The 8388-nt window shown below is 69.0% G+C and carries 8 protein-coding genes; 3 read left to right on the plus strand and 5 right to left on the minus strand.

Translation table 11 applies throughout. From position 1 onward, the window contains the following. Positions 1 to 588: LysR family transcriptional regulator (locus AB0M73_RS30720; protein WP_363897729.1), on the minus strand; the 588-nt coding region annotated here is incomplete at its 3' end. Positions 589 to 660: 72 nt separating this feature from the next. Between AB0M73_RS30720 and AB0M73_RS30725 the strand changes: the two genes are divergently transcribed. Together AB0M73_RS30725 and AB0M73_RS30730 are read left to right on the plus strand one after the other, a co-directional pair. Then, positions 661 to 1809, plus strand: coding sequence for a pyridoxal phosphate-dependent aminotransferase (locus tag AB0M73_RS30725; RefSeq protein WP_363897732.1), 1149 nt, complete (start codon positions 661 to 663; stop codon positions 1807 to 1809). A gap of 94 nt (positions 1810 to 1903) precedes the next feature. Continuing rightward, the gene (locus tag AB0M73_RS30730; RefSeq protein WP_363897735.1) at positions 1904 to 3004 is read left to right on the plus strand and encodes a DUF222 domain-containing protein; all 1101 of its coding nucleotides are present in this window, start codon (positions 1904 to 1906) and stop codon (positions 3002 to 3004) included. 408 nt (positions 3005 to 3412) lie between these two features. Here the strand turns inward: AB0M73_RS30730 and AB0M73_RS30735 are convergent, their stop codons facing one another. Further along, a complete protein-coding gene (locus tag AB0M73_RS30735; RefSeq protein ID WP_363897738.1) occupies positions 3413 to 3928 on the minus strand; it encodes a hypothetical protein in 516 nt (171 codons plus the stop codon). 192 nt (positions 3929 to 4120) lie between these two features. Here AB0M73_RS30735 and AB0M73_RS30740 point away from each other — a divergent pair, with 192 nt between their 5' ends. Next, positions 4121 to 5428 (plus strand): lysine N(6)-hydroxylase/L-ornithine N(5)-oxygenase family protein, encoded by a 1308-nt coding sequence (locus AB0M73_RS30740; protein WP_363897741.1) that lies wholly within the window; start codon positions 4121 to 4123, stop codon positions 5426 to 5428. Here AB0M73_RS30740 and AB0M73_RS30745 read toward each other — a convergent pair. Genes AB0M73_RS30745 through AB0M73_RS30755 form a run of 3 tightly spaced genes read right to left on the minus strand, consistent with a single transcriptional unit; the run spans position 5421 to position 8316 of the window. Next, a complete protein-coding gene (locus AB0M73_RS30745) occupies positions 5421 to 6230 on the minus strand; it encodes an ABC transporter ATP-binding protein (protein ID WP_363897744.1) in 810 nt (269 codons plus the stop codon). The two genes, AB0M73_RS30740 and AB0M73_RS30745, sit on opposite strands and share 8 nt — an antisense overlap. 3 nt (positions 6231 to 6233) lie before the next feature. Further along, positions 6234 to 7274: an iron chelate uptake ABC transporter family permease subunit gene (locus AB0M73_RS30750; RefSeq protein ID WP_363897747.1), complete on the minus strand. Its 1041-nt coding sequence runs from the start codon at positions 7272 to 7274 to the stop codon at positions 6234 to 6236. Between the two features lies 1 nt (position 7275). Next, positions 7276 to 8316 carry an iron chelate uptake ABC transporter family permease subunit gene (locus tag AB0M73_RS30755; RefSeq protein WP_363897874.1) on the minus strand — a complete coding sequence of 347 codons (1041 nt, stop codon included), beginning with the start codon at positions 8314 to 8316 and terminating at the stop codon, positions 7276 to 7278. Between the last annotated feature and the right edge of the window lie 72 nt (positions 8317 to 8388).

Genomic DNA, 8388 nt, shown 5'->3' on the forward strand with positions numbered 1-8388 from the left:
CTCGCTCCCGCAACTCGTCGGGGTACTTCCGTGGTGCCGCCATGGCAGTGAATCCTCCGGGTGTTCGATGTCTCCATCAAACCCGGGGCGGGACACCAGCGGGTCTTCGGTGAGCACGGTCCTCAGCAGACCCGGCTCGGGTTCCGTCGGTCGCCAGGTGTCGATGACCGCGATGTCGACCTCTCGGGTTCGCAGGCGCTCCAGCGCTTCGTCGTCGACGTACTGTCGGAGCACCACCTGCGGGCCTTGGATCTTCACCAGCCTCGGCGCGACCGCCACCGCGACCGTCGGGATCGTGCTGACCACGATCCGCCCCGTGGTGTCGTCGGCCGCTCGGGCCAGGTCCGCCTCCGCCGCTTCGGCCGCATCGAGGATCGTGGCCGCGTGGGTCGCCAGCCTTTGTCCCGCTTCCGTCAGCGCCGCGCTCCGTGCCGACCTTTCCAGCAGCGCCACCCCCGCTTCCTTCTCCAGCACCGCCAGCTGTTGCGACACCGCCGACGCGGAGTAGCCCGTCGCCGCTGCCACCGCGGCGATGCTTTTCAGCGCGGCGAACTGGTGGAGGAGGGCGAGGCGGCGCAGTTCGAGCATCGGGTTATCTTATGCTCGGAGTCATGTTTTCGCGCTGTACGTGATGCTGCTGGTGTTGGCACCTTTGGTCGTATGTCCGTCTCCGCCACCCTCGCCGCCAATGCCGTCATCGCCGCTCGCCGCGCCGCCGGTCTGCCCGTCGTTCCCCTCGGCTTCGGCGAGGCCGGCCTTCCTGTGCATCCCATGCTTGTTTCGGCCCTGGCTTCTTGCGCTGGCTCTGCCGGCTATGGCCCCGTCGCCGGGATTCCGTCGTTGCGTGAGGCCGCCGCCGGCTACTGGACCCGTCGCGGCCTGCCGACCGAGCCCTCCCAGGTTGTCGCCGGTCCCGGCAGCAAGCCGTTGCTGTGGGCCATTCTCGGCGCTCAGGGCGGGAGCGTTGCGTTGGCCCGCCCCAGTTGGGTCAGTTACGCCGCCCAGGCCACCATGCATGGCCTCGACATCGTTCGCCTGCCGAGCATCGGCGGCGTTCCCGACCCCGTTGAGCTCGATGCCGTGGCCCAGGGCCTTCGCCTGTCGACCGTGATCGTCACCCTCCCCGACAACCCCACCGGCATGGTCACCCCGCCTTCCGTCATCCGGGACCTGTGCGCCGTCGCCGAGCGCCATGACCTGCTCATCGTCTCCGACGAAATCTACCGCGACCTGTCCACAGTAGACTTCCTGAGCCCCGCTTCCGTTGCCCCGCACCGGGTTGTCGTCACCTCCGGCCTCAGCAAGAGCCTCGCCCTCGGCGGTTGGCGGCTCGGCGTCGCTCGCTTCGTCGATGACGACCTTCGTGACCGTGTCCTCTCTCTGGCCAGCGAGGTGTGGTCCGCCCCCTCTCGGCCCGTGCAGGAGGCCGCAGCCGTTGCCTTTGCTGAGCCCTCCGCTTTGGTCGAGCGGGTCTCCCAGAGCCGCTTGCTCCACCACCGTGTCGCCTCCGCCGTCGCTTCCCTCTTCGGTGTCCCCGCTCCCGACGGCGCTTTCTACCTCTACCCCCACGTTCCCGGCTTCGCCACCGATGCCGACGCCGCCTCACACCTGTTGTCCCGCAACGGCATCGTCGTTCTCACCGGCTCCGAGTTCGGCGACGCCCCCGAGGCCTGCCGCATCCGTGTCGCCACCAGTCAGCTGTACGGCGAGACCGACGCTCAGCGCTTGCGGGCTCTGCACAGCGACAATCCCCTTGAGCTGCCTTGGATTGCCGCTTACCTCGACCTGATCCGCTCTGCCCTGGCGTAGTTCACAGCTTTCGTCACATAAAGTCGTTGCGCGGCAAGGGTTTTCACCCGTCAGTGATTCGAGTCGATCTTTCTGTGCGCGTAAACTTGCTGGTATGAAAGACATACTCGCTCGGGTGATCGAATGCGAGCGCACCATCCGCCGAGCCGAAGCCGAACAACTGCGCCTCATCGCCGAACTCGCCACCGACGAGTGGGCCCCCGTCGAGATCGGCATGGCCTTGCAACTGTCCCCCGTCAACGCCGCCTACCGCGTCGCCTGGGCCACCCGCCTGGCCACCGTCTTCCCCGACGTGTTGGACGCCATGGCCGCCGGCACCCTCACCGACCGTGGCGCCCACGCCCTCATCGACCCCACCGACCACTACACCGACGAGCTCGCGCAGCGTGTCGTCACCAAGACTTTGCAGACCGCCGCCGGCCGCACCCCCCAACAACTCCGCCGCTCCTCCCACGCCCGCGTCCAGCGCGCCGACCCCGCCGAACACGCCCGCCGCCGCGCCCAACGCCTCGCCGACCGCACCGTCACCGTCTACGACACCGGCGACAGCATCGCCACCCTGTCCACCTCCCAGCCCGTCGAGATCGCCCACGCCATGTACACCAAGATCGACCACATCGCCCACGCCGAACCCCGGCAGGGCCGCACCCTCGACCAGATCCGCGCCGACGTCCTGGCCGGCTTGGTCCTGGAGGAGCCGAAGTCCGCCGGGCTGAAGCCCCTGATCCAGGTCACCGTCCCCATCACCGCCCTGCTCGGTGTGGATGAGCGTCCTGGGCAGTTGGACACCGGCCAGCTCATCCCTGCCGGCGTGGTGCGCGACCTGATGTCGCACCCCGGCACCGTCTTCCATCGCTTGTTGACCGACCCCGCCGGCCACTTGCTGGAGTACACGCCCGACGTGTACCGCCCCAACGCCGCCCTGGACCGTTTCGTCCGCGCCCGTCACCGCGCCTGCGTCATGCCCTGCTGCACACATCCCGCGCGCTCCTGCGACCTCGACCACGCCACCCCCTGGCCCCTCGGTCCCACCACCCCCGCCAACCTCGCGCCCCTCGACCGCCGCCACCACCGCTACAAGCACGCCACCAACGCCCAGATCACCCTCGCCGACGACGGCACCACCACCCTCACCACCCGATGGGGCCACACCTACGCCACCACCCCCGAACCATTGGACGAACCCCCGTTCTAACGGCCCACAGGGGGCACCGACCCCACCGGCCCACCAACGCCACCGGCCGCAACGTCGCCGGCACCGCTGCCGCGACCACGACGGCAAACTCTGTACTTGACGGACCTCGGTGCCGTCGCGGCCTTGCCACCCGAACCGTGCTCGCGTCGCCGCCGCGCATGTCCACCGCTGACGTCCGCTGGTCCGCTCACGTCACGTCGTGGGTGACCTCGCCGCGCACGTTTACCCCTCACATTCGCTGGTTCACTCGCGTCTCGTTGTGGATCACCTTGCCGCGCACGTCCACCCCTCGCGTTCCCCAGTCCGCTCACGTCACGTCGTGGGTCACCTCGTCACGCACGTCCACCCCTGACGTTCTCGGCCCGTGTACGCCACGCCGTGTCTCATCTCGCGCGGCACCTCAAAGACTCAACGCCACTCCCACCGAATGCCATGCACCCCGGGCCGGGCATCCAGCGTCACCGTGTGCGCCGACTTCCCGCCGGTGAGCCCCACGGCCTCCTCAACCACCCGCCCACCCCCATCCCTCCGATACCCCCAACACCGCACCGGCACGGCCGCGGCATGGAACCGCACCTGAATCACCAGGTCCCAAGCCGGCACGGTCAACACCTGCTCCCAGTGATCGGCCGGCGCCAGGTTGACCTCGTACTCGACGATGCACGTGTCCCCGACGCCGAGCGGGTGGTCCAGCAACAACACGCCACCGCCGCCGTCATGGCAGTTCCGTGTGTTGATGACCCGGGCGTCGGGTGGGAGACCGGGGAGGAAGCGGGAGACGTGGTCACGGCAGGCGCGGAGCACGGCACGGGTGCGGGCGGTCTGACGAGGGGCGTGCACGACGGTGTGCAGCGAGACGATGAAGGTGTCGGCGGCGCCGCGAAGCGGGTCGCAGGCGGATCTCGGGGCGGGAATCGTCGGCACGGTACTCCCAAGAGCGGCGGTCGTCCGGAGCCGATTGTCCGCCGCCGACAGGGCGGGGGAGCGTCCTTAACTCTTGCGTCCAGGCCTTAACTCTTGACGAGGGGCGGGACGAACATCACCACGATCGTACTAGGATAGGCTCGCCTAAGTTAGGTTAGGGTTCCCTGAACCGGGGCGGACAGAGGGAGCGACATGAGTGCTGAGGCCGGCGAGCAGGTTCCGATCTACGACCTCGTAGGGGTGGGGTTCGGGCCCTCGAACCTGGCGCTGGCGATCGCCCTCGCGGAGCACAACGCGAACGCGGCGGAGCCGGTCACGGCGCACTTCCTGGAACGCCAACCGCGCTTCGGCTGGCATCGGGGCATGCTCATCGACACGGCCACGATGCAGGTGTCGTTCCTCAAGGACCTGGTCACGATGCGCAACCCGACCAGCGAGTTCACGTTCGTCAACTACCTGCACTCGGCCGGCCGCCTGGTCGACTTCATCAACCACAAAAACCTCTTCCCGCTCCGCGTGGAGTTCCACGACTACTTCGAGTGGGCGGCGGCCAAGGTCGACGACGTGGTCTCCTACGGCGTCGAGGTGGTCGACGTGCAACCCGTCCACGACGGCGAGGAAATCGCTTTCCTCGACGTGCGGACGTCAGACGGCACGATGCTGAGAGCCCGCAACCTGGTGATGAGCACGGGCCTGCGGCCGCAGCTGCCGGAAGGCGTCACCACCGGCCCCAGGGTCTGGCACAACAATGAACTGCTGCGCCGTGTCCCCACCATGAAGGACCCCAAGAGGTTCGTGATCATCGGAGCCGGCCAGAGCGCGGCGGAGGTCGCGGCGCTGCTGCACGACGAGTTCCCCCACGCGGAGGTCTGCGCGGTGTTCGCCCGCTACGGCTACAGTCCGGCCGACGACAGCTCCTTCGCCAACCGGATCTTCGACCCCGAAGCGGTCGACCAGTTCTACCGCGCGGACGAACCGGTCAAGGACCGCCTGATGCGCTACCACGGCTCCACGAACTACTCGGCGGTCGACGTCGACCTGATCGACGAGCTCTACCGCCGCGTCTACCGCGAGAAAGTCCTCGGCACCCAACGTCTGCGCCTGTTCAACGTGTCCCGGCCGGTGCAGGTCGTGGACACGGGCAGCACGGTCACGGCGGCGGTGGAGTCGCTGACCACGGGCGACCGCACGATCCTCGACGCCGACGCGGTCATCTACGCCACGGGGTATCTGCCGGCCGATCCGACGCCGCTGCTGGGTGACCTCAGCAAACAGTGTGCCCGGGACGAAGAAGGCCGCCTCAAGGTCGAGAGGGACTACCGGATCACGACGGAATCCGTGATCAGGGGCGGGATCTATCTCCAGGGCGGCACGGAGCACACGCACGGCATCACGTCCTCGCTGCTGTCGAACACAGCGGTGCGCGTCGGCGAGATCCTGGCGTCCATTGTGGACCGACGTGCCAGCCTGACGCCCAGGTACGCGATCAGCGTCAGCTGACACCCTGGTGGTGCCGGCTGATCGGGATCACCATCGGCGTGCCGCTGACCGGGTCGGGACTGACCTGGCAGCGCACGCCGAACACGGTGTCCACCAGCTCCTCGGTGATGACCTCGGAAGGCCGGCCGGACGCGACGATCCGACCGGCCTTCATCGCGATCAGGTGATCGGCGTAGCGGCAGGCCTGCGGAAGATCGTGCAGCACCATGACAACAGTCCGGCCCTCGTCGCGGTTGAGGTCGACGATGAGGTCCAGAACGTCGATCTGATGGGCAAGGTCCAGGTAGGTGGTGGGCTCGTCCAGGAGCAACACGGGCGTACCCTGGGCGACGGCCATGGCGATCCACGCCCGCTGCCGCTGCCCGCCAGAAAGCTCATCGACGCGACGGTCGGCCAGGTCGGTCATCTCCGTGGCGGCCAAGGCATCCCGCACGGCGCCTTCGTCCGAAGTGGACCACTGCCGCCACCACGTCTGATGCGGGGCCCGGCCACGGCTGACGAGATCCGACACGGTCATGCCCTCGGGGACGATGGGGGACTGGGGCAGAATTCCCAGCCGCTGGGCCACCTGACGGGTCGGCAGTTGATGGATCGACTGGCCGTCCAGGAAAACGCCGCCGGACTGAGGCGTCAGCAAACGGGCCACCGTACGCAACAAGGTCGACTTGCCACACGCGTTCGGCCCCACGATGGCGGTGATCTGGCCGGGCGGGATGTCCAGGTCGAGGCCGTCGATGACGATCCGGTCGTCGTAGGCGACGCGCAGCCCCTGCACCCGCAGCGAGGGCGTTTCCGATGTCATGTGTCAGCCTCCGGAGCCGGAACGGTTGGCCCTGACCAGCAGCCAGAGCAGGACCGGGGCGCCGAGCGCGCCGGTCACGATGCCGACCGGCAGCCCGGTCGGGGTGATCATGCGGGCCAGGATGTCGCTGCCCAGCACCAGAACCGCGCCGCCGAGCGCGGACGTGACGACCGGTGGCGATGACAGCCGGGCCAGCCGCTGCGCGATCTGCGGCGCCGTCAACGCGACGAAGGCGATGGGGCCGGCCGAAGCCGTGGCGAACGCGACGAGGCCGGCGCCGGCCAACAACAGGCCGAGCCGCACGGGCTGCACCGGGGTGCCGAGACCGGCGGCCACCTCGTCACCGAGCTGGAGCGTGCCCATCCACCGCGAAAGGACCAACACCAACGGAAAGAGCACGACGAACGCCGCGAACAGCGGCACCACGTTGTCCCAGCCGCGGTTGGCCAGCGTGCCGACGAGCCAGCCCATCGACGCCTGCGCCTCGGTGATCTGCGCCTTGCTGAGCAGATAGTCGGTCAGGCTGGTGCACATCGCCGAAATACCGATGCCCACCAACAGGATGCGGTAGCCGGTGGTGCCGCGCCGCCACGCCAGCACGTAGACGATCAAGCCGGAGGCCAGACCGCCGAGCAGCCCGAGGGAGGTGCTGCCGAGCCCGTCGCCGAAACCGAAGGCCAGGCCGGCGACAACGGCTGTTGCCGCGCCGGCGTTGATCCCGATCATGTCCGGGCTGGCCAGCGGATTGCGGGTGATGGTCTGGAACACCGCGCCCGAAGCGCCGAACGCCAGCCCGGCCAACAGGCCGGTCAGCGCCCGGGGCAGCCGCAGCTCCTGCACGATGTAGCCGTTCCCGGTGTCGCCGACGCCGAACAGCCCGGACAGCACGTCGGACAGCCCCATCGGCACCTCGCCGATGGTCATGCCCAAGCACAGCAACAGAAAGGCCAGCACCAGCAGGACGAGGCCGACCAGAACGACGCGTGGCCGCACCCGTACGGACACCGCGGGCCTGGCGAGGCGGATGGTCACGGGCAGGCTCATGTCACGACTCCAGCTGCTTGCGCCTGCGGACCAGGTGGATGAACACCGGCGCGCCGATGAACGCCACGATCACGCCGGCCCGGATCTCGCTGGGCCGGGCCAGGATCCGCCCGAGGACGTCGGCGGCCAGCAGCAGCACCGGCGCGAGCACCGCGGAGTACGGCAGCAGCCAGCGGTGGTCGGGGCCGATGGCGAACCGCACGGCGTGCGGGATGATCAAGCCGAGGAAGACGATCGGCCCGGCGACGGCGACGGCCGCGCCGGTCAGCAGCGTGATGGCCAGCGCGCCGCGCAGCCGCAGCGGCCCCAGCCGCCGTCCGAGCGCCACGGCGACGTCGTCACCGAGGGCGAGACTGTTCAGCGCCGGCCCGCATGCGATCGCCAGCACAGCCCCGACCAGTAGAAACGGCGACACCTGGAGCAGCTGGGTGGTGTCGGCGCCGGTGAGCGAGCCGGCCGACCAGAACCGGAAGCGGTTGAGCGCGGCCGGGTCCTTCAGCACCATCGCGCTCGTGAACGACCCCAGCAGCGCGGTGACGGCGGCCCCGGCCAGCGTGAGTTTCACCGGGCTGGAGCCGGCATTGCCGCGCGTGCCGAGGAAGTAGACGACGGCGGTGGCGGCCATCGCGCCGCCGAACGCGAACCAGATATAGCCGTACAGCGAGCTCACGCCGACCACGGTGATCGAGAACACGATGGCGAACGCCGCGCCGGCGCTGACGCCGAGCAGCCCCGGGTCGGCCAGCGGGTTGCGGGTCAGCGCCTGCATCACCGTGCCGGCCAGGCCCAGCGCGGCCCCGACCAGCAGGCCCAGCGCGGTGCGAGGCATCCGGACACTGTGGATGATCACGGCGTCGGCCGAGCCGTCGTTGTGCAGCAGCACCCGCCAGACGTCGCCGAATGAGATCTCCTCGGATCCCAGCCAGATGCTCAGCAGGCACAGCAGCGCCAGCACGCCGACCGCGGCCACCAGGCCGAGCGCCCGGGCCGCCTGCTGTGGCGGACGTCGCGGGAGAACGACGCCTTCGGGGTCTGGCCGCACCACGCCTCCGATGGGTACGAATTTAGGTAAGGCTAACCGATGGTACAGGAGTGCATCCTTTGTTAGGGTCGC

The organism is Kutzneria sp. NPDC051319 (assembly GCF_040682195.1).
GTDB lineage: Bacteria > Actinomycetota > Actinomycetes > Mycobacteriales > Pseudonocardiaceae > Kutzneria.